The organism is Metabacillus sediminilitoris (assembly GCF_009720625.1).
GTDB classification, from domain to species: domain Bacteria; phylum Bacillota; class Bacilli; order Bacillales; family Bacillaceae; genus Metabacillus; species Metabacillus sediminilitoris.
In genome coordinates, this window is sequence record NZ_CP046266.1 from 4,695,892 (window position 1) to 4,717,804 (window position 21,913).

A 21,913-nucleotide genomic window follows, 5' to 3' on the forward strand; every position below is an offset into this window, starting at 1 on the left:
CCAGCTGCCAACTGTTAATAAATGCGACCAATTAATATGAATAACCACCGCGCTCCTTTTCTAGCCATTCAAAAGCCATATCCTTAGCAAACATATCCTCAGACTCTTCCGTTACTTTTGTCAGGATGTCCACGCCATCCTTAAAGCGTAAAATTGCTTTGGCTGCTTCAGAACGAACGACGAATTCACGATCGGATAGTCGCTCAATTAACTTTCCTTTATAATCTTCCATCCTTTGTACCCCAGCCACCTTTGTAGCCATCATCCTGATTTGCCAACTATCTGAATTAAAAAAAGGTGAAACATATTTCTTATCAATTGGCACACCTATGTTTGCAAATGCTTTTAACGATCGGATTCTTACTTCTTCTTCGCCTTGCAAAACAAGCCTTTGCAGCAGAGAATGATGGTTAATAAGTTGTTTTCTCCCGATCGTATCAATTAGAATGTATTGCAGTCTTAAAAGAAGTTCGTCAAAACTAGCAACAAACCGATCAATATGATCTTCTTCCATATTCGAGAAAATCGATAACAATGAAAAATCTGATATGTTATGATTCAAATTTTTAATATACTCGACTATTTTTTCATCTTGAAACATTGCTAATAGCTTTAGTATTTGTGTTTTTTCTGCATTCGTCGTTTTTTTCTTTTTGAATATGTCATGTAGTGTTAACCTTAAATGATCCATATAAAAATCTTCAATTAAATAGAGAGCATTCATTCTGAGGCTCCATCGTCTTTGTTTGAGCTGTTTTTCTATATACTTTGTCAAATGATTTTTAGCAATGCAACTAATTCTTTTCTTTACAGCAGAATCGTCTAATACATTTGAATACTCTTGAAGCAGTTCGATTAGTGCGATGAATTTTTCTTCACTCTGATTTGAATCTAGAAAATGTAGTTCACCTGTTTGTAAATAGTGAAACATTTTCAAGCGGTATATTTCCTTTAATTCATTTATTTTTTGTCTCAGTTGATTATTTATATGTTTTTTAACCATGAGATAAAAAAATAAGCTCAGTAAAATGAACAACATGACAATAAGCAATATAAAAAGGGCTGCTAAACCAATGTCTATCATACTATTTCATCCTCTTAATTAAATGCCCTAAGCGAGTTTCCAGCTCCAATAACTTAAAAGGCTTAGTAATATAGTCATCCGCACCTAGCTGCAAGGCTCTTGAAATATCTTGCTCACTTTTACGAGAGGTAAGCATCATGATTGTAAACCGTTCGTGGTATCGAAGTTCTCTTAACTTCTGAAGAACCTCCAGGCCATCCATCCGCGGCATCATCCCATCCAAAATAATTAAGTAAGGTTCATTCTTTTTTAAATACCAATCTGATTCAAAAAATTCCATACCATCCTTAAATGGTTGTATATCTAACGAGAATCCATCTGTATATTTACTTTTACTAATCAAATCTTGAAGCATCGTGCGAATAATCGGGTCATCATCAATAATGCCAATATGAACGATTTTTTTATGGAGACGAACATTATTGACAGGGACTATTCTCACCTGATTTCTGCCTTCACTTTTTGCCTCATATAGTGCTCCGTCAGCAAGGTCAATATTCTTTTTTAAATCTAGTTCATCTAAATAAACTTCTTGTATGCCCGCTGAAAAAGTACAATAGAATTCACTTTGATCGTCCATACTTTTAAATGGTGTTTTTGAAAACTCTGCCAATATCCGGTCAAGAACAATCTTTGCTTCATTTGCTCGAGTTTCCGGAAATAGGATAAGAAACTCCTCTCCTCCATAACGAATGACAACATCGTTTAGCCTTAATCGAATTCTAACGATTTCAGCAAATCCTGCTAAAACTTTATCCCCTACAATATGGCCATATGTATCATTTACTTGTTTAAATTGATCGAGGTCCACCATTGCGATACTAAATACTTTATAGTTTCTTTTCATGCTGCTTACAAAACGATCGTATGTTCTCTGTAAATATTTACGATTAAATACTTTCGTTAAATCATCCAATAAAATTAAGTCCTCTATTGCCAGTTTTCTTTCTATTTGACGATTAATTCTGATCATAAATTCGTCCATCTCCAATGGCTTATGAATATAATCATCCGCACCTAATTGGTAACTTTTCATTCTCGTTTCCTTTGTATGATCAACACTGATCATGATCATTGGGATAAAATGCTGTTTCATGTTCTCCTTAAGCTCTATTAAAACGTCTAACCCACTTTTATTTTTCATGTGTATATCGATAATCACACAATCAGGGTTTAAGTCATAATAAGAATTAATAGCCCTGTCCGGGTCTGCCACTGCAATCACAAGCCAATCATTTTTCTCTAATTCATCTTTTAGGTACATTAGTAATGCTGTATCATCATCAATTAACAAAATAAGCTTTTTATCTTTCAATTCCTCTTTCCGTTCAACGATCTCGTTTATATTAGAAATTTCCTCATAATAAAAAGTTGAAATTAAAGGAAATAAAAACTCTTGCAGATCTTCCTTCAGCCATTCTTTTTCATCATTTTCATCCAATTGACTCTTTAACTTTTGAGCTATTTCTCCTCCTTTATGAAAGCCAATTGTTGATGCCGTCCCAACAATCGAGTGAAGGAAACGATATAACTCCTTTTGTTGAATACGTTCCTGATTGTTTAGCCATGCCTCAAGATGTTTTCTAACATTTTTAATCAAGATCTGTAAATATTTATTCATTAGTCTCTCCCGACGATTTTTTAAGTTCATTCTATAGTTCTACTTTTTATAATAATTCTACACGGCAAAAAATAATACTAAAAATGTGACAATTTCCGACTTTTTATAGGCCATTTATCTCTTTATTCCTTTAGTATTTTTAGACTATCCCTATTCCTTAGTGTGAACTATTTTGTCATTCTTAATATTTTCCCTTTCGTTATATATTCTTGTGAAAATTTCGCAATCTATTTCAGGAAGTGCACATACTAAGAAGAGTAAAAAGGAGATATATGGGTATAACCTTAGTAATGAAAGTGGTGATCTTTTGAAAGTAAGTGAAGATGAGAAAAAACAACTTAGTGAAGCCATCGATAAAATGAATGAAGGTTTAGATGCTTTTATAGGTTTTTATAATGATTCTGAGGAAGATAAAGCACTTATTGAGTTTTCCGACGAAACAATTGAAACAATACAACTCGCTATTGAGACATATGGAAAAGAAGAGGTCACAACAAAAATTAACACAATCATTAAAGAAGTCCTATCGTTTTTACCGAATAAGAAAGGATGATTGATGGATGGCAAATTCAAACAAAACCATTATCCACTGGTTACGATGGCCGCTATATTATCGATTAACATTAATTGTCCTCCTTATTATTCTTGTTTTTGGATCCATCATGTCGCTTGTGGAACCTAATGAATTCCCCACTACCTTTGATGGGATTTGGTGGGCTGTTGTAACGATTTCAACTGTTGGTTTTGGTGATTATGTTCCACATACCTATGTTGGCAGAGGAATTGCTATGTTGATGATCATTGTTGGAGCAAGTTTTGTCACCGCCTATTTTGCAACGATTTCTGCAGCTGCTATTAAGTCACAGCATTCGTATATGGAAGGTGAAAGACCATTTAAAGGTACGAATCATGTTGTGTTAATTGGTTGGAATGAAAAGGCTAATGAAATGATTGAATCACTACTATCAGTTAAACCTTATAAACAAATTGTGTTAATCGACGAAACATTACATACTGCACCACTTATTGAGAATGTACATTTTATTCGCGGTAATCCCTCAAACGATCGAACCTTGCAAAAGGCAAATATTGAAGATGCTGATGCAGCGATTATCACAGCTGATCAACATAAAAATGAACATGATGCTGATATGTATTCCATTCTCGTTTTATTAACATTAAAGGGTGTAAATCCCAAATTATATTGTGTGATTGAAATCCTAACAGAACATCAAGCAAATAATGCAAGCAGAGCTGGTGCAGATGAAATTATAAAATCCTATAAACTAACGAGCCATTTTATGATGAGCAGCTATCTAGCAAAAAATGGCCTTTCACACTTTTATTCTGAGCTAAATCCCGCAAGTGGTAATCTATTTCAAGTTTTGCCCGTAACAGATCGGTTAGTAGGAAAAACATTTAGGGATGCAAGCCATGAACTCCTTGATAATGAATCAATCTTAATTGGGGTAAAAAGAGGAGAGGAAACGAAATTAAATCCGCCTCTAACTTATCAAATTCAAGCCAATGATTCCTTAATTGTTTATACTCATTAAGCAAAAGCCACTCATCGTATCAAAAGGTGTTTCCCTTTTGGTCGTTGAGTGGCTTTTTAGCCGTTCATGATATTCAAATAAGTTTTTCCTCAAGTTCTTTGACAAGTGCTTTTCCTTTGTCAATATATTCGTCACTTATGGAAGCATCTTTATCCTGCGGCTCCTGGAATTGATTAAATGAGGCACTAAAATTCCCATTTCTTGCATGGTCATCTAATCCTATTTGATATTTATGTGCCAAAAGATATGGTGTACCTATTTGAACCGTTGTATTGTGAGAATCAAGTTGTCCATCAATTGCCTTAAAAGGAATTCTTAAAAAATGATAGCCAGCATCTGAATCCATTTTATAATCAAAAGAGCCATGATCATATTCCCAATTACCACCGATTGAGTAGCCAATCGGTTTTAATGTTTGCTCAAGTTCATATAACTCATACGATTTTCCGTCTAACTGTGAAGGAATGTCAATCATTTTATAACCCCCTTTTTATTGTTAGATTTTCCTAATGACGAAAAAACATTCTCAAGGAAATAAAGGTTTATATATTTACATTAATTGAAAATGAAAAAAGAGACTGACAATGAAGCCAGTCCCTCTCTTTTCAAAATTATTTTTCTAAGCGTTTTTCAAGCTCAGCTTTTTTCTCTTCAAATCCTGGTTTACCAAGTAAAGCAAACATATTTACTTTGTATGCTTCAACACCTGGTTGGTCAAATGGATTTACACCTAGTAAATAACCGCTCATTGCACATGCCTTTTCGAAGAAATACACTAAATAGCCAAATGTATATTCATCCATTTCAGGAATTGATACAACTAAGTTAGGCACTCCGCCATCGGTATGAGCTAACATTGTCCCTTGGAATGCTTTTTTATTTACAAAATCAACTGATTTACCTGCTAAATAATTTAATCCATCTAAATCATTTGCCTCTTCTTCAACAAGTAACTCGTGACGAGAATTTTCTACATTAATAACGGTTTCGAAAATGTCACGGCGTCCTTCCTGTACATATTGTCCTAATGAGTGCAAATCAGTTGAGAAGTTTGCTGATGATGGATAGATTCCTTTTTGGTCCTTCCCTTCACTTTCACCGAATAATTGTTTCCACCATTCAGAGAAATATTGAAGTCCTGGCTCATAGTTGATTAGCATTTCAATTGTTTTACCTTTGTTGTATAAAACATTACGTACCGCAGCATATTGGTATGCTGCGTTTTCATCTAATTCAGCTTTACCAAAGTCAACGCTTGCAGCAGCAGCACCTTTCATCATTGCTTCAATATCAACACCTGTCACTGCAATCGGTAATAATCCAACTGCTGTTAATACTGAATAACGGCCGCCAACATCATCTGGAATAATAAATGACTCGTAGCCCTCTTCTGTTGCAAGAGTTTTTAATGCTCCGCGAGCTTTATCAGTTGTCGCATAAATACGATGCTTTGCTTCTTGTGCTCCATACTTTTCAATTAAAAGCTTTCTGAAAAGACGGAAAGCTAAAGCAGGCTCAGTTGTTGTTCCTGATTTAGAAATAACGTTAATAGAAAAGTCTTTTCCTTCTAGTAAATCTTGAACATCTTTCATATATGTAGAACTAATATTGTTTCCAACAAAAATGACTTGTGGTGTCTTTCTTTGCTCTTTCGCTAATGAGTTATAAAAAGAATGATTAAGCATTTCAATTGCTGCACGTGCTCCTAAGTATGAACCACCAATTCCAATTACAAGAAGAACATCTGAATCAGATTTGATTTTTTCAGCGCTCTTTTGTATACGGGCAAACTCTTCTTTATCATAGTTTGTTGGAAGATCGACCCAACCTAAAAAATCACTGCCAGCACCTGTTTGCTCATGTATAGATTGATGTGCAGCTTTCACAAAGTCACGTAAGTATGTAATTTCATGTTCGTTAAAAAAAGTTAAAGCATTTGAGTAATCAAAACGTACATGTGTCATAACATTTTCTCCTCCATTACTTATCAAATAATAATGTACTACTAACACTTTATCTAAACTGTTCTTGTAAATCAAGCTAGGGTAAATTTGTAAGCGTAACCAATACCGTATTTTATTTTCGACATAATTCTTTTAAAAAACACGGAGGAAAAATGACATTCATACTCCGTGTTTTTCTATTTATAAGGAAGCCGTTAATATTGCTGTTACATCCTCTTTATTAAGTGCTTTAAAGTTTCCAAATTCACCGTATACCATCGCTTTATCTGCCATTAACTCGATATTTTCATTCCCAATGTTGTAGTCTTGTAATCGACTTGGCGCACCGATGCTATTCCAGAATTCACGTAGTTTTTCAATTCCCTCTAATGCAATGGTTCTGTCATCTTTGCCACTAGGATCCACTTGAAAGACATTTACAGCTAATTGTACAAATCTAGATACATTTTCATCTAATGTATGCTTCATCCAATGTGGGAAAATGATCGCTAATCCGCCGCCATGTGGAATGTCGTATACAGCTGATACGGCGTGTTCAATATTATGTGTAGCCCAGTCTCCATGATAGCCCATTGATAATTGGCCATTTAAGGCAATTGTTCCACAATAAAGAATCGTTTCACGGAGCTCATAGTTTTCAAGATTCTCTAATAACTTAGGTGCAGTTTCAATCACTGTTTTTAAAAGTGATTCACAAAAACGATCTTGTAATGGTGTATTTTTCGTATGATGAAAATAATGTTCAAAAACATGTGACATGATATCAACCATTCCATAGATAGTTTGGTTTTCGGGTACAGTAAAGGTGTTGGACGGATCTAAAATTGAAAATTTCGGATATGTAACTGGACTGCCCCATCCATATTTTTCTTTCGTTTCCCAATTTGTAATAACAGAGCCTGCATTCATCTCAGAACCTGTTGCTGCTATTGTTAACACAGTCCCGAACGGCAGAGCTTCAGTCGGAATATACTTTTTTGTAACAATATCCCAAGCATCCCCATTATATTTTGCACCTACAGAAATCGCTTTTGTACAATCAATGACACTGCCGCCGCCGACTGCTAAAATAAACTCGATATTTTCTGTCTTGCATATTTCCACACCACGATGTACTGTTGATAATCTCGGATTTGGTTCAACTCCTGATAATTCAACATATTCAACATTGATTTTTTTAAATAGGTTAACAACTTGATCATAGAGACCATTTTGTTTAATACTTCCTCCGCCATAAACAAGCAATACTTTTTTTCCGTATTTCGGGATCTCAGTCTCTAATTGCTCGACCTGTCCTTTCCCAAAGATTAATTGTGTCGGGTTATAGTATGTAAAGTTTTCCAATTCATATCGCCTCCCATAGTTAGATTATGTACATTTAAAAATTGAATGTAAAGGAAAGCGAATTTCCAATAATTTTCACATATAGTTTTCCGATATTTTCACAACCTAATGGTGTAGTCATTAATTAAGGAGGTTACAAAATGAGTGGAATTCAACGTATTGCACTGCTACTTACCATCATTGGTGCTATCAACTGGGGACTTATTGGATTTTTCGGATTCAATTTAGTAGCTGCCATTTTTGGTGACGATACAGCATTATCAAGAATTATATACGGGTTAGTGGGAATAGCAGGTTTAATTAACCTAGGTTTACTATTTAAGCCTTCAGAAGAAGTTGCTAGAGAACCACGTCCAGAAGCGCGATAAATTTTTAAAGAGGCTAATAATAATGTTAGCTTCTTTTTTTACAAAAAAAAGGATGGGAATCTTACTTCCCATCCTTTTTATCATTATTTTTTAATTTCTTCGCGTTTTGATTGTTCGATCCACTCTTCAAGTTTATCTTTTAATGTATTAAAACCTTGTGGAGTTTCTGTTTCAGTTTTAACTGTTGCTTGACGTTTTTTAGGTTTTCTTTGTACTGCTTCTTTCTTTTCTTCAACAGGTGCTTCTTGAGTTGCACGAATTGATAAACTGATTTTTCCTGAGTTTTCGTCAATTGAAAGAACTTTAACTTGTACTTCATCATTAAGTTTTAAATGTTCGTTTACATCTTTAACAAAACCATGAGTAATTTCAGAAATGTGAACTAATCCTTGTGTTTCTTCGTCAAGAGCTACGAACGCACCGTAAGCTTGAATCCCTGTTACTTTACCTGTATGAACACTACCAACTTCGTATTTTGTTGTCATAATAACACTCCTAATTTCTTATATTTAAATGTCCTTTTATACGCAATAAAAAATTATACCACATCTTTACGTATTTATCAAAAATAAAATATGCTCTCATAATTAGTATACCCAAAAAAGCAACGGATGAAGCCGCTGCTATTAAAGTGGTTTATATTCAATCTTTGGGTAGCCATTTTCCAATTTCATACGAAAAGTAACCATGTCACCATTCTCTATCATAAAGATGTGTTCAATCACTTCACCATCTTGCAGGTAGTTTGTGTTCACATTTGTGACCTCATTGGAAAGTGCTTGAAAGTCAAATGCTGATTCTTTCATTTCTATTTGAAACGCTTCTAGTTCAGGAAGCTTTCCATTCTCTCTATCTGTGGAAAGTTTATAAGCTGTTTCATAATCACCTTTTTCAATTGCATACATATATATTCTTGCAACAGCCATTTCGATTGTATTCATCCCGGCATAAGGCTGTGTATAAATCGCCAAGTCACCACTTTCTTTAAACATTTCATACCTAGTGACCATCTCTTTCGTAATTGGCAATAAATTAGTTTGAATGGCATATACATCACTTTTTGGCTTTAACTCGCCTGAAACTTCAATCTTTGTTTTGACTATTTCATCTGTATAGTAGAAATGTGCTCCCTCAAGCTTTTGATAAAAATCTTTGACTATTTTGGCTGTTTCAGAAAACTTATTTTCATTTAGTAATGACTCAAAATCCGCTTTTACTTCAGCTTTTATTTTGCCATCTTCCGTTGTGATCGAAGTGTTGTTCGTGCCTTTTAAATAGAAGTTCAAGTATAAAGCGTACTGCTCTTTTAATTCTTCTCCTTTCGATGACGTTGGATTATTTAGAACAAAATTTTCAATTTCTAGTAATCGTTCACCTAAATTTTTATGACTAATAGAGAGCGCTCCGTCTAACAAAGCTTTCTTCTCTGATTTGATTTTCAAGTATACTTTCGCATCTTCATCTAAGGAATGTAATTGGTTATGAATCGTTGAATAATCTGGTCCGAAATTTATAGAACCTTCTCCCTCATGAAAGAATGCATAACCATAAGAATGTAAGGCTTTTATTAATTCGCTATATTCTTGATTATCTGTTACGATTGTTCCGGCATTTAATTCATCGACATATGATTCAATATCGGTTACTGTTGATTGGTTTTCCAAATACAATTGATCCCATTTTTCATAAAACAGTTCATGCAGCATGTCTAGTTTATCAAGATAATCATATAGTTGATCCGCACGAATCGTTTCATCATTTGCGGCTGTTTCTTGTAATAAGGCAAATTCTTCTTGTGGCATTGATACTCGATAAGAAATGATTCCCTTTACTTTTTCCATGTAAGATGTAAGCTCTTCTTGTGAAGCATAATTTTCTCTTTCCTCAAACTTCTCAACAGCATTTTTTGCTTCTTGTACAAAGCCATACTGCTCAACATCTTCAAAATCCAACTTCTCTTTAAGCTCATCTAGTTTACGTTCATAATAGCCGCGAGTTTCATTTATTGCTGCTTCTATATTTTCATCTGTAACGGGGTGATTGATTATTTCTTCGTTAGGTGTTGTTGATTCACCACTAGTCCCGTCTTTTGAATTTGTTAAAAATTGTGCACCTAAAATTCCACCGATAAGAAGAACCCCAATAAATGATGCAATATATGGAAGTTGGAAAAATATACGGATTTTATGTGGTTTTTCATTTTTTTTCACAACATTGATTATTTTCTCAGGTGAGGAAATAGTTGAGATATGTTCATAGGAATTCTTTAAACTTTGCATTTTTTCTTCAAATAATTTGTCATCCATGTATGTCACCTTCCTTCCTGCTAAGTTCTTCCAACATTTTCTTTAGCATTGTCTTTCCCCGTAATAATCTCGTTTTGACTGTAGATAATGAAATCGACATAATTTCAGCGATTTCATCGTATTTCTTGTCATGAAAATAATATAAGACAATTGGTATTCGGTATTTTTCATCAAGTTTTTGAATGGCGATGTGAAGAATACGATCCTCTTCATTTCGCAGCACTTTAGCCTCTATTTCGGGATAATCATGATTGCGAACATCTTGTTGAATTTTAAAAACCTTTCGCAGGTTTGATTGACGTTTTCTTGCAAAGTCCCTTGTTACATTTAAGGTGATTTTATATAACCATGTTGAAAATTTTGCCTGCGAAAATTGGTCAAGAAAGCGATAGACTCGAATAAATACTTCCTGTGTTATATCTTCTATTTCTTCATGCCTATTACCTAATTGGTAGGCGAATTTCTCAACAATCGGATAATGGATTTCTACAAGTTGTCCGAATGCGTTCATGTTTCCTTGCTTAGCCTTTTTGATTAATTCGTCTTCAGTCATCTCGGGCTCCCCCCCCCCCTATCTTTCATTCATAAAACGTGATTTTGCGTATAATTGTTTCATATTTGAAAAAGGTATTTTTGAGGAAAAGTTGAAATGGAGGTTACTTCTTTTAAAAAAGGCTCTAAGAACTTGCCTGTTGATTGCAGCGAGGTGTTCACTTTCCGCGGGCGGGTCTGGGAGCCCTCCTCGGCGCTATGCGCCTGTGGGGTCTTCCTCTGACTCGCTTTTCTAAGTAGGAGTCTTACAAAATCAACAAAGTATTAAAATCAACAATGAGTCTTAATAAAATTTAAAAAGTAGGTTTAAAGCACAAAAAAAGGGGGATAATACAAGCATAAGGCTTTCTAGTATTCCCCCCTTTTATTTCTCTATATGGCTGACCATTAATGGTCGGCTTTTTTTATTGTTAATGAAATCACTACTGTTGACGCGTACTATTCGCCGAAAATCACGTACGACTTTCCACAAATCGCTGCATTCTTCTTACAGCTTCTTGAAGCTGTTCTAAAGATGATGCATATGAACAACGAACAAATCCTTCTCCGCTTTTACCAAATACATTTCCGGGAACGACGGCAACCTTTTCTTCCATTAATAGTTGTTCAGCAAATTCCTCTGATGTAAGGTTTGTTTTTTGAATGGATGGAAATGCGTAAAATGCACCACCAGGAACATGGCAAGTTAACCCAATGTCATTTAATGCTCCCACAAATAAATTCCTGCGTTGTCTATAGCTCTTTTTCATGTGAATAACATCTTCTTTTCCATTTTTCATTGCTTCAATAGCAGCATATTGTGCCATTGTTGGTGCACACATCATGGAATACTGATGAATTTTCAACATGGCATTTAGAAATTCCGGATTTGCAGCAATATATCCTAGTCGCCATCCAGTCATCGCAAATCCTTTTGAAAACCCTGAAACAAGTATTGTACGTTCCTCCATACCCTTAATCGAAACAAAGCTTGTATACGCTTCATCATATGTAAGCTCTGCATAGATTTCATCGGAAATGACTAACAAATCATACTTTTCAATGATCTCAGCAATCATTTCAAGCTCTTTTTTGTTAAGACAAGTTCCTGTTGGATTATTTGGCGAACATAAGATAATGGCTTTTGTCTTCTCAGTAATCGCCTTTTCAAGCTCTTCTGGTTGAAGTTTAAATTCCATATCCCCTGTTGTTTGGACTGGAACGGGAATCCCTCCTGCTAATGTAACAAGTGATGCATACGAAACAAAACTAGGTTCGATCACGATTACTTCATCACCAGGATTTACAATTGCTCTTAATGATATATCGAGTGCTTGACTTCCACCAACCGTAACTAATACTTGATTATGTGGATTGTACTCAATATTCGTTAAATTTTTTAAATAATGGCTGATTTCTTTTCTCAGTTCAATTAATCCAGCATTTGCTGTATAGGAAGTATATCCTTGTTCTAATGAAAGAATACAAGCCTCCCTTACATTCCAAGGTGTAACAAAGTCAGGCTCTCCAACACCTAACGAAATAACACCTTCCATACCTGCAGCTAAATCGAAAAACTTTCGGATTCCCGATGGTTTTAATTCTTGTACGATATTTGAGAGGTAATATGAAGGTTCAATCATGGTGACACCACAATTCTCTTGTCCTCATCTTCTTGTTCAAATATTGTGCCATCATGCTTATATTTTTTTAAGATAAAATGAGTTGTTGTTGATAAGACGGAATCTAAAGTTGAAAGTTTATCTGAAACGAACTGTGCAATCTCAGACATTGATTTACCTTCAATAATAATGGAAAGATCATAAGCTCCAGACATTAAATAAACAGATTTCACTTCTTTAAAACGGTAAATTCTGCTTGCAATTTCATCAAAGCCAACACCGCGTTTTGGCTGAACTTTGACATCGATCATTGCTTTTACACCTTCATGTCCGTCAACTTTCCCCCAATTTATTTGTGCAGTATAGTCAACAATTATGCGCTGGTCTTCTAAATTTTTTATTAATTGTTTTGTTTCATCTTCTGTCAACTCAATCATTTTGGCGATTTGTTCTGCAGATAAGCGACAGTCATTCTCTAGAAGCTCTAATATTTCGACTTCCTTTTCTGTAAACTTCATTTTCACCACTCCTACTATTCAAATCTTCAGATAATTATATCACTCTATTGCATGTTTTTCATATGATTTCAACGAAAGAATAACGGGTAAGTTTTAACATGTGTGAACCATTTTTTTTCGGTAAAAATATAAAAAACTTCATTAGTTATTTAGCAAGTGACGATAAAAAATATACTCATCACCACCAATTGCTAAACGACACTTCATTTTATCATAGGATTAACAACTATATATAGAAAAAAAACGGAGTGAATGCTTATGGAAAAAAGTCATTATTATTGCAGTACCATGAACATTCTTGGTGTAAACGTACATTATGAGGTGTATGAAAAATATCCTACGAAGCCAACAATGGTACTGATACATGGATTCTTGTCCTCGAGCTTTTGTTATCGAAAAATCATTCCATTATTAGAGAATGAATTCCGAATTATTGCCATCGATCTTCCGCCTTTCGGAAAAACAGAGAAGTCAACAAGGTTTGTCCATTCATACAAAAACATGGCAAACTTGGTTATTCAATTAGTAGAAAGTTTACAAATTAAAAAAGCTTATATTGTTGGTCATTCAATGGGTGGACAAGTTTCCCTTATTGCAGCTAAAGAAAGACCAGATTTATTTGAAAAAGTCGTACTTTTATGCAGCTCAGGCTACATGAAGCGTGTCCATCCAACTTTAATATTCGGTTCCTATGTTCCTTATTTTTATTTATGCATTAAACATTGGCTTGCACGTCAAGGTGTGTTAAAAAATTTATACAATGTCGTTTATGACCGATCTCTCATTGATCAAGAGATGATGGATGGCTATATGGAACCATTTCATGATGATCGTATTTTTATGGCCTTAAATAGAATGATTCGCGATCATGAAGGCGATCTTGGCGCTGAGGAACTAAAGTTAATCGAACAACCGAGTCTGCTTATTTGGGGAGATGAAGATAAAATTGTTCCCGTCCAAGTTGGTGAGCGATTGAACAAAGACCTGCCAAACTCAACCTTTTTCTCCTTTAAAAACACAGGCCATTTAGTACCAGAAGAAAGACCAGAGCATGTAACAGAGAAAATATTTGATTTTTGTCAGGCAAACTAGAAAAGCGAAAGCGCCTGTTTAGCTCCGACAAGCATAAGCCAAGCCATAATAGAAGGCGCGTTCTTTGCCTTCCATTATGGCTTGGCTTATAACTCAAGGAGCTTGGCGCTGCAGCTAGATAAAAAGAAAAAGCGGAGCACCTCGTTAAACCCGACAACCGGGCATGGCGCTTCCGCTTTATATGATTTTATGTTAAGGATAAAACTTAAATCTCACAGCTCGAATTATTTTTAATAAATAGAAGTTGTTTCGAAAGCTTCTCACATTTTTTGAGTGGAATGATTTCCTCAAATGAAAACTCATAAATGGCTTGAATTTTTCTTGCTAGAAGGATTTCATCATCATATATATGAACAGCTTGAAGAACATCTACTATTTCTGTATCGTAACTTCCTTCACCGTAGCCTAGTGGATCCCACTTAAATAATATTTCCATCAATTGAATATTTGTTTGCTGCGCTTCCATTTTTTCACCTTTTACGTTCTTATTTTTTGCACTGTCATTGTATCATAATTGTGAGGTTATATACTAAGAAATGTAGTCATTCTCAAATATCCTTTAATATTTCTTGATTGTAATATTTTACTTATCGTCAAATATGATCTTAAATAATAATGAGGTGATAGAATTGAATCGATTTGATCGAGTTATAAACCGGAAAGGGACAGATTCTGCGAAATGGGATTATACGAAAAATATATTTGGTGTTGATGATGTTCTGCCAATGTGGGTGGCCGATATGGATTTCCCTGCACCAGATGAAGTGATTGATGCTTTGCACGCACGGGTAGACCATGGCATCTTTGGGTACACGATGCCGGGGAATGAAACAGAAAAATCCATTCAAAGATGGTTAAAAAAACGTCATGATTGGGAGATTGCTGACAATATTATTACATATACTCCCGGTATTGTGACAGCTTTAAGCATAGCTATTCAAGCATATACAGAATCAGACGATAAAATTGTTGTTCAACCACCAGTTTATTACCCATTTTTTGATATGCCCAAAAAACATAATCGAGAGGTACTTTTTAACAAATTACATTTAAACAAGGATAACCGTTACGATATTGATTTTGAAGATCTAGAAGAAAAGCTGGCAGATCAAAAGACAAAGATGTTTATTCTTTGTAATCCACATAACCCAAGTGGTCGTGTTTGGAGTAAAGAGGAATTAACAAAAATAGGCCAACTTTGTATAAAACATGATGTGCTTATTGTTTCTGATGACATTCACTCTGATTTATTATTATTTGGCAATCGCTATACGCCAATTGCCTCAATTAGTGAAGTGATCGCAAATCAAACGATAACTTGTATTGCACCTAGTAAAACATTCAATCTTGCTGGTCTACAAGCATCAGCAGTACTTATTGGGAATGATTCACTAAAACGAAAATTCAATTCCGTCCTTCAGCTGCATGGTTTAACAACAATTAATACATTAGGTGCAGAAGCAATGAAAGCCGCTTATACACATGGCGAAATATGGCTTGATGAGCTAATTTGTTATTTTGAAGAAAGTGTTTTATTCATTGAAAATTACTTAAAAGAGCACCTACCTAGCGTAAAAGTAATTAGACCTGAGGCTTCCTATCTTGTTTGGCTTGATGTAAGAGATTTAGAAATAAGAGATGATGAATTAAAGAATCTCCTTTTAAATAAGGGAAAGCTTGCATTACATTTAGGTTCAACCTTTGGAGAAAATGGTTCTGGATTTCTCCGGATGAATTTTGCTTGCTCAAGAGAATCATTAAAGGAAGGATTAGTTCGCTTAGTTAAAGCACTAAATTAACTATTAGGAGCTTAAGAAATGATCTTAAGCTCTTCATTCTTCCAATTAAATGATTCATAGTAATTTTATTAAAAATTTAATCAATTTTCTGCTTTTTGATGGTATAATTAGGCAAACTCATAATAAGGTGACTAACTAATGGAACTAGTAAAAGAACTTATTTTACAAATCTCATTTATCATTATACCTATTTTTATTTATCAATTTATTTGGTTAAGTAAATCACATTCTTATATATTGAAGCCAAATAAAGTAATTATTACGTGTAGTACGATTTTATCCTCGCTATTTTGTATTATTTGGCCAATTGAATTTATTGATGGATTATTCTTTAATCTACAAGCCATTCCACTTTTTGTTAGTTTTATTTATGGTGGTCTGATACCTGGGTTGTTAACCTTACTTACAACCATTGTTTTTAGAATTTATTTCTTCGATATAGAATGGTATTACGTAGCAGTAAGTTTAATTATTTATAGTGTTATTCCTTTTTTCATTTATCGTAAATGGAAGGACTTTGGCTTAAAAAAGAAATACTTGTTTTCCATCATTTATGGTTGTAGCAATTTTGCTGTAACTTTACTTTATTACAGTGTTGTAAGCGTTTCATTTTCTAGCAGATTCACTTTAGATCACTTGCTCGCCATGAGTATAAATATGGCGTCACTTACTATTATTTTAATATGTTCTATTTATTTAATTGAGTATATGACAGAGAGTACAAGAATCCGAATGGAGTTAGTAAATGCTGAAAAAATGTCGATCGTTAGCGAGCTAGCAGCGAGTGTTGCCCATGAAGTAAGAAACCCTCTAACAGTCGTACGAGGTTTTATCCAATTAATCGGCAGTACTTCAGATATTACCATAACTAAAAAAAGAGAATATATGGATATTGTACTAAATGAATTAGATCGTGCCGAAGCCATTATTTCAGATTATTTAGGCTTAGCAAGTCAACAATTCTTTTTGAAAGAAAAAATAGATCTATACGATATTCTTGAAGAAGTTACAATGCTTATGACCTCCTATGCAAACTTTAAAACGGTTTCGATCCAAAGTCACATTGACCATCATTTGTTTGTAATTGGGGATAAAGCAAAATTAAAACAAGTATTTATTAATATCATAAAAAATGCCATTGAGGCCGTTTCAAACGTAGATGGGAACGTCATTATTAAGGCGTTCACTTCACATGAGGTGGTCCGCATTAAAGTAATTGATAATGGGATTGGAATGTCACCAGAACAAATTACCAGACTCGGCGAGCCATATTACACATTAAAGGAAAATGGTACAGGGCTCGGACTTACGGTTACATATACAATTATTAAAAATCACGGTGGTTCGATCCGATACAAAAGTGAACCCAATAAAGGAACAGTTGCTATTATATCATTACCTATATATAAAGAAGAAAAATAGGGCTGCTTGTCAGCCCTATTTTTCTTCTTCAGCCGGTGTTACCTCTTTTTTATCTTCACGTTCTGCTTCCTTATCGGTAATTTCCCCACAGGCAATTCTTGCACCAGACTCTCCCGCAGGCTGTGTCATCCCGTCATCTTTTCCTTCAGTTATGACAATGGATGTACCTTCCTCAGGAAGCAAAGAAGTTTTATTATCAGCTTTTAAAGTAAGTTGTGGTGCCATCAATTCAGCATCAACTTTACCATTCTCTGAGATAATATTAGGTAAATCACCTGCATGTGCACCCTCAGGGTGTAATAACCCATGCTGTTTATCATCTGGGTTAAAGTGATTTCCTGCACTTTTAAAGTCTGGAGCATCACATTTTCCCTTTTCATGAATATGCAAACCATGTTCCCCATCAGGAAGTCCTTCTAATAAAACTTCTAATTTCACACCATCAGCTTGCTCAGATAATTTAATTGTTCCTAGAGAATCACCGTTTGGATTAAACATTTCAACATCCATTTTTGTAATCGTTTTCTCCATACAGCCGGATAATATAAACGGTAACAATAATAACAATCCCGTTTTACGTTTCATAATACCCTCCATAAATTTTAGTCACTAAAGGGTATTTTTTGCAAAATGAGCTATGATTATACAGATATGTAAAAGCCGAACTTGCCTAATGCATAAGCAAATCACGAATAGAAGATATGTTTTACCTTCTTTGACTATGACATCACGATACTTGGGATTAGTTCTGGACATATAAGGGAAAATCCTATTAACTATACTGGTATGATTTTGTTATTCTTGTTCATTTCTATTAACCGATTTGTTATAAAGTTCGTCCACTTTTCCTTGTTCTTTTTTCGAAACCTTTACAATGTAACGAAATGCTAAAAAAGCAGCAATACCAAAGATAGCCATCGTAATAACAGCAGGTATGTATTCTGTTTTATCTTCAGGAAAATACAAAAACAATCCTAAAACAGAAGGAAGTAGATTCATTTTTTCACGACCTTTCTATATCCTAACTATAGCAAGTTTTCAATCATTTCACTAGCATATTTCTACATGGTAAGATAGAGGGAGACTTTTAGGCAGGGTGAACTTTCTCCTTCGATCACGAATGGTTAAAAGCCAAGTTCTATCCTTTGATGATGATTATAGGCAACTATCCCTACCATTCCTTCTTTATTTCAGTTAAGCTTAGATGGTGGGAGATTACTGCCGGTTATTACGAGAAAAAACGATAAAATCTTTATAAAGGAATGAACAAAATGGATGAAAGAAAAATTGGAGAAATAGTGACAGGGTTATATAAAACAGGGAAATATATCGGTGAAATTACAGACATTCGTCCCATGCATTATTTAGTCAAAGTAAAGGCAGTTCTTAAGCATCCACAGCAAGGAGATTTACATAATCCTAATCAAGTAGATGTTCAACTTTTCCATGAAAGACGTGCTTTGGCCTATAATGAACAAACAAATGTCCCTAAGAAGATGGTTAAGCTTTATGATGGAGATGTTCCAGATTATAAAGAATCACTTAAAGATGCATTACATTCATTAAAAAACGAGCTTGAACAAATGGATACTACTTGGGCAAAACAATCACTTGAAAATCTATCCTCTTTAGAAAAAGACTACTTTCATTAAAAAGTAAGACCTTTCATTTTACTCAATAACAATATTTCCATACTTCTCACATCTCAAATATTGTTATTGAGTAAGTCACGAATGGTAAAAACTTATTGTTATGTTGCATATTTATTTAATACCTTTGCCAAATCGATACGGTCCCCTATCGTCGGAGGATTCGGTTTTTGTAAATAACGTTTATCCTCTTCAACTAATTTGAATAAATTATACGTCGTTAACGCATCATCTAATGCACGGTGATGTTTACCCGTTGCCTTTTTTCCATATTCCTCAACAGCCTTCCAAAGTCCCGTTTGATTTCGGTCTCCGAAAAACTTTTTATACTCCATTGATAAGTCTCGAAATGTACCGGTAAATGGGAAGGTTTCATCATTCAACTGACAATTTTGGCGTAACACCTTCATATCCATGTTGCCCCATGTTATAACCGTTGTAGGATGATGTTGATTGTGTCGTGTTAAAATTGATATTAATTCAGTAAAGGAAATTCCTTCATCTATATTAGCCTGAGAAATTTGCAGAAAGGATTTACATCGCTCGCTTAATAAGGGGAATCGTATTGGTTTAACATATGAGGAATATTGTTCTACAATTTCATGGTTCTTAACAGAAACTATGCCAACTTCTATGATTTCCGGATAAAATCCTTTTGGGTTTGATTTCCCCTCTGGCATCGTAAATTCAAAATCAATAAATAATAATTGCTCTTGTCCCTCCAAGCTATTTCAATCCTCCTTTCGTTGTATATTCAACTTTTTATCTACCATTATTATATCATCGCAAATACTGATTTAACTTCAATTTTTCAAAAAATAGTGAAAAATCCCTTGACTATTTTTTCTTTCCTTCTGAAGAATATGGTTTCCACCTATTTTTTAACATCTATTCCTTTATGTATTTATCATTTTTTTTGGTCTACATGATATTTCTGGACCCTTCTTATCAATGACGATTGGGTGTATGTCAGTCTCACAGCTAATCTACATGTCAGGTTTGCGGACTATTACTAGGATCAAAGCTGCCAGTATTTTTCCTTGATTTAGTTGTAATCTTTTTGCAGCTTACGTTTATTTCATTGCCAATTATTGTTCTGATGGACATTTGATTTTTTAGAGAATTTGAAAATAGGATTTTCAAAGGGCTTAAGAGATTTTCTAAGCACTTATTTATGTTGATATACAAGGATTCCATACTTTTACATTAAAACAGTGTTTAGTGGTTTAGAATAAAATTAAATGCCCTATATGTTGAATCTAGTGCACTTTTTTAGTACTAGGCTATAATCGTCCTGCCTTCAAATACCTCAACATGATTTCTTTTATTAGTAATACAGTTTTCGCTCTATATTTCAGTTTTCAGTTACAAAACTTAACAATGGAAAAATGCACACGATATTAGTAGGTGAACTTTCGTGTGCATGGCATTATGTTAAATTCTATCTCTATGATAATCCTATCGAAATATACTTAACTTCTAAATACTCTTCAATTCCGTAGTGGCCGCCTTCACGTCCAAGCCCACTTTGTTTATATCCGCCAAAAGGAGCTTGAGCAACAGATGGTAGCCCGTCGTTTAAGCCGACAATTCCATATTCAAGTCCCTCGGAAATTTGAACGGCTTCACTAATATTTTCACTAAATACATATGCAGCTAATCCATATGGAGTGTTATTCGCTCGTTCAATGACTTCTTCCACTGTTTGGAATGTTGCAATAGGCGCGAGTGGCCCGAATGTTTCCTCATTCATGCAAAGCATATCGTCTGTTACATCGACAAGGACGGTCGGTTCAATGAAAAAACCTTTCAGATCTTCTACTTTATTTCCGCCTATGGCTACTTTTGCCCCTTTTTCTGTTGCATCTTTAAGCTGAGCTACGACTTTATTAACAGCACGCTCATCGATTAGCGGACCGATATTCACTCCTTCTTCCAGACCGTTACCAACCTTAAATTCAGCAACCGCTTTTGTAAAAGCATCAACAAATGCATCAATAATAGCTCCGTGCACATAAATACGGTTTGCACATACACATGTTTGACCGGCATTTCGATATTTTGAAGCGATTAATCCTTGAACAGCTTTTTCTATATTCGCATTTTCTGTCACGATAAATGGCGCATGTCCACCAAGCTCTAAAGATACTTTCTTTACAGTATCAGCTGCCTGGCGCATAAGCAGTTTCCCGACTTCAGTTGATCCGGTAAATGAAATCTTACGGACACGTCCATCCTTCATCCATGCTTCTCCAATTGCTTTAGCATCACCTGTAACTATGTTGATAACCCCTTTGGGAATGCCAGCTTGTTCTGCAAGTTCTACGATTTTTAATGCTGTCAATGGAGTGAGTTCAGCCGGTTTAATGACAGCTGTACATCCTGCTGCCAAGGCTGGTGCCACTTTTCTTGTAATCATCGCTGCCGGGAAATTCCAAGGAGTGATTGCTGCTATAACCCCAACAGGTTGTTTTTGAACAAGAATTCGTTTTTTTGAATCAGAAGCAGGTATTGTCTCACCATAAATTCTTTTTCCTTCTTCTGCATACCAAGAGATGAAACTATTAGCATAATTGACTTCACCGATCGCTTCTTGTAATGGCTTTCCTTGTTCCTTTGTCATTAACGCTCCAATTTCATCCTTTGCTTGGTCAATGAGCTGATGCCATTTCATCAAATAATCCCCACGTTCTGCTGCTGTTAATTTAGACCAGTTCTTAAATGCTTCGTGTGCTGCATCAACTGCTTTTATTGCTTCTTGGGTTCCCCCGTTTGGTACAGTTGCAAACTTTTCATTTGTTGCAGGGTTTACTACATCAATTTTTTCAATTGTATCGGTCCATTCTCCGTCAATATACATTTTCCAATGTTTCATCTTTAAGCACTCCCTTTGAATCTACATTTTTGCTTATATGTCTATTATATTTCCCCTTGTTCATCTGATAAAAGAAATAAGCTCAAATCAAGTATCCATCAATCACCATAAAAACAACTTATTTTTCATAATCTCCTAATGTGATCGCTGCTAATAGCATAT

General features: G+C 34.8%; 22 protein-coding genes and 1 pseudogene. 8 read left to right on the top strand and 15 right to left on the bottom strand.

Translation table 11 applies throughout. The features are described 5' to 3' along the window. Nucleotides 1–31: 31 nt before the first annotated feature. Both GMB29_RS22640 and GMB29_RS22645 read right to left on the bottom strand, forming a co-directional pair. Entirely contained in the window at nucleotides 32–1,084 is a 1,053-nt protein-coding gene (locus GMB29_RS22640; protein WP_136352653.1) for a HEAT repeat domain-containing protein, read from the bottom strand. 1 nt (nucleotide 1,085) lies between these two features. Further along, a complete protein-coding gene (locus GMB29_RS22645) occupies nucleotides 1,086–2,705 on the bottom strand; it encodes a response regulator (RefSeq protein WP_168733812.1) in 1,620 nt (539 codons plus the stop codon). A gap of 307 nt (nucleotides 2,706–3,012) precedes the next feature. Between GMB29_RS22645 and GMB29_RS22650 the strand changes: the two genes are divergently transcribed. Both GMB29_RS22650 and GMB29_RS22655 read left to right on the top strand, forming a co-directional pair. Then, a complete protein-coding gene (locus GMB29_RS22650; RefSeq protein WP_136352771.1) occupies nucleotides 3,013–3,258 on the top strand; it encodes a hypothetical protein in 246 nt (81 codons plus the stop codon). Nucleotides 3,259–3,265: 7 nt separating this feature from the next. Continuing rightward, on the top strand, nucleotides 3,266–4,261 hold the full coding sequence (locus tag GMB29_RS22655) for a potassium channel family protein (protein ID WP_136352651.1): 996 nt from the start codon (nucleotides 3,266–3,268) through the stop codon (nucleotides 4,259–4,261). Nucleotides 4,262–4,334: 73 nt separating this feature from the next. Here the strand turns inward: GMB29_RS22655 and GMB29_RS22660 are convergent, their stop codons facing one another. The 3 genes from GMB29_RS22660 to GMB29_RS22670 form a co-directional block, all read right to left on the bottom strand. Next, nucleotides 4,335–4,736: a YugN-like family protein gene (locus GMB29_RS22660; RefSeq protein ID WP_136352650.1), complete on the bottom strand. Its 402-nt coding sequence runs from the start codon at nucleotides 4,734–4,736 to the stop codon at nucleotides 4,335–4,337. Nucleotides 4,737–4,872: 136 nt separating this feature from the next. After that, nucleotides 4,873–6,225 carry a glucose-6-phosphate isomerase gene (locus tag GMB29_RS22665; protein ID WP_136352649.1) on the bottom strand — a complete coding sequence of 451 codons (1,353 nt, stop codon included), beginning with the start codon at nucleotides 6,223–6,225 and terminating at the stop codon, nucleotides 4,873–4,875. Nucleotides 6,226–6,405: 180 nt separating this feature from the next. After that, complete coding sequence (locus tag GMB29_RS22670) at nucleotides 6,406–7,569, bottom strand: iron-containing alcohol dehydrogenase (RefSeq protein WP_136352648.1); 1,164 nt, start codon at nucleotides 7,567–7,569, stop codon at nucleotides 6,406–6,408. A gap of 140 nt (nucleotides 7,570–7,709) precedes the next feature. Between GMB29_RS22670 and GMB29_RS22675 the strand changes: the two genes are divergently transcribed. After that, nucleotides 7,710–7,937, top strand: coding sequence for a DUF378 domain-containing protein (locus GMB29_RS22675; RefSeq protein WP_136352647.1), 228 nt, complete (start codon nucleotides 7,710–7,712; stop codon nucleotides 7,935–7,937). 83 nt (nucleotides 7,938–8,020) lie between these two features. Here the strand turns inward: GMB29_RS22675 and yugI are convergent, their stop codons facing one another. The 5 genes from yugI to GMB29_RS22700 form a co-directional block, all read right to left on the bottom strand. After that, complete coding sequence (gene yugI, locus GMB29_RS22680) at nucleotides 8,021–8,422, bottom strand: S1 domain-containing post-transcriptional regulator GSP13 (protein WP_136352646.1); 402 nt, start codon at nucleotides 8,420–8,422, stop codon at nucleotides 8,021–8,023. A 141-nt stretch (nucleotides 8,423–8,563) separates the two neighbouring features. Then, complete coding sequence (locus GMB29_RS22685; RefSeq protein ID WP_136352645.1) at nucleotides 8,564–10,243, bottom strand: hypothetical protein; 1,680 nt, start codon at nucleotides 10,241–10,243, stop codon at nucleotides 8,564–8,566. Continuing rightward, nucleotides 10,236–10,796 (bottom strand): RNA polymerase sigma factor, encoded by a 561-nt coding sequence (locus GMB29_RS22690; RefSeq protein ID WP_136352644.1) that lies wholly within the window; start codon nucleotides 10,794–10,796, stop codon nucleotides 10,236–10,238. Before GMB29_RS22690 ends, GMB29_RS22685 begins: the two co-directional genes overlap by 8 nt. 451 nt (nucleotides 10,797–11,247) lie before the next feature. Further along, nucleotides 11,248–12,417, bottom strand: a complete 1,170-nt coding sequence (locus GMB29_RS22695; protein ID WP_136352643.1) for an aminotransferase — start codon at nucleotides 12,415–12,417, stop codon at nucleotides 11,248–11,250. Continuing rightward, nucleotides 12,414–12,914: an Lrp/AsnC family transcriptional regulator gene (locus GMB29_RS22700; RefSeq protein ID WP_136352642.1), complete on the bottom strand. Its 501-nt coding sequence runs from the start codon at nucleotides 12,912–12,914 to the stop codon at nucleotides 12,414–12,416. The genes GMB29_RS22695 and GMB29_RS22700 overlap by 4 nt, the downstream gene beginning before the upstream one ends. Before the next feature lie 258 nt (nucleotides 12,915–13,172). On the opposite strand from GMB29_RS22700, the gene GMB29_RS22705 reads away from it, so the two are divergent. Continuing rightward, nucleotides 13,173–14,006 carry an alpha/beta fold hydrolase gene (locus GMB29_RS22705; protein WP_136352641.1) on the top strand — a complete coding sequence of 278 codons (834 nt, stop codon included), beginning with the start codon at nucleotides 13,173–13,175 and terminating at the stop codon, nucleotides 14,004–14,006. 205 nt (nucleotides 14,007–14,211) lie between these two features. On the opposite strand, the gene GMB29_RS22710 is transcribed toward GMB29_RS22705, so the two are convergent. After that, the gene (locus tag GMB29_RS22710) at nucleotides 14,212–14,472 is read right to left on the bottom strand and encodes a DUF1871 family protein (RefSeq protein ID WP_136352640.1); all 261 of its coding nucleotides are present in this window, start codon (nucleotides 14,470–14,472) and stop codon (nucleotides 14,212–14,214) included. 133 nt (nucleotides 14,473–14,605) lie between these two features. Between GMB29_RS22710 and GMB29_RS22715 the strand changes: the two genes are divergently transcribed. Together GMB29_RS22715 and GMB29_RS22720 are read left to right on the top strand one after the other, a co-directional pair. Then, a complete protein-coding gene (locus tag GMB29_RS22715) occupies nucleotides 14,606–15,805 on the top strand; it encodes a MalY/PatB family protein (RefSeq protein ID WP_136352639.1) in 1,200 nt (399 codons plus the stop codon). A 138-nt stretch (nucleotides 15,806–15,943) separates the two neighbouring features. Next, nucleotides 15,944–17,227, top strand: a complete 1,284-nt coding sequence (locus tag GMB29_RS22720) for a sensor histidine kinase (RefSeq protein ID WP_136352638.1) — start codon at nucleotides 15,944–15,946, stop codon at nucleotides 17,225–17,227. Nucleotides 17,228–17,242: 15 nt separating this feature from the next. Here GMB29_RS22720 and GMB29_RS22725 read toward each other — a convergent pair whose 3' ends face one another. Together GMB29_RS22725 and GMB29_RS22730 are read right to left on the bottom strand one after the other, a co-directional pair. Beyond that, nucleotides 17,243–17,812: a superoxide dismutase family protein gene (locus tag GMB29_RS22725; protein WP_136352637.1), complete on the bottom strand. Its 570-nt coding sequence runs from the start codon at nucleotides 17,810–17,812 to the stop codon at nucleotides 17,243–17,245. Nucleotides 17,813–18,022: 210 nt separating this feature from the next. Continuing rightward, complete coding sequence (locus GMB29_RS22730) at nucleotides 18,023–18,226, bottom strand: hypothetical protein (RefSeq protein WP_136352636.1); 204 nt, start codon at nucleotides 18,224–18,226, stop codon at nucleotides 18,023–18,025. Between the two features lie 272 nt (nucleotides 18,227–18,498). On the opposite strand from GMB29_RS22730, the gene GMB29_RS22735 reads away from it, so the two are divergent. Then, on the top strand, nucleotides 18,499–18,879 hold the full coding sequence (locus GMB29_RS22735; protein ID WP_136352635.1) for a kinase-associated lipoprotein KapB: 381 nt from the start codon (nucleotides 18,499–18,501) through the stop codon (nucleotides 18,877–18,879). Between the two features lie 98 nt (nucleotides 18,880–18,977). Here GMB29_RS22735 and kapD read toward each other — a convergent pair whose 3' ends face one another. Then, a complete protein-coding gene (gene kapD, locus GMB29_RS22740; RefSeq protein WP_136352634.1) occupies nucleotides 18,978–19,601 on the bottom strand; it encodes a 3'-5' exonuclease KapD in 624 nt (207 codons plus the stop codon). Nucleotides 19,602–19,833: 232 nt separating this feature from the next. Between kapD and GMB29_RS27505 the strand changes: the two are divergent. Next, nucleotides 19,834–19,987: pseudogene (locus GMB29_RS27505) on the top strand (YjiH family protein); the annotation flags it as partial. 336 nt (nucleotides 19,988–20,323) lie between these two features. On the opposite strand, the gene GMB29_RS22745 reads toward GMB29_RS27505, so the two are convergent. Then, nucleotides 20,324–21,736 (bottom strand): NAD-dependent succinate-semialdehyde dehydrogenase, encoded by a 1,413-nt coding sequence (locus tag GMB29_RS22745; protein ID WP_136352769.1) that lies wholly within the window; start codon nucleotides 21,734–21,736, stop codon nucleotides 20,324–20,326. Nucleotides 21,737–21,913: the final 177 nt, after the last annotated feature.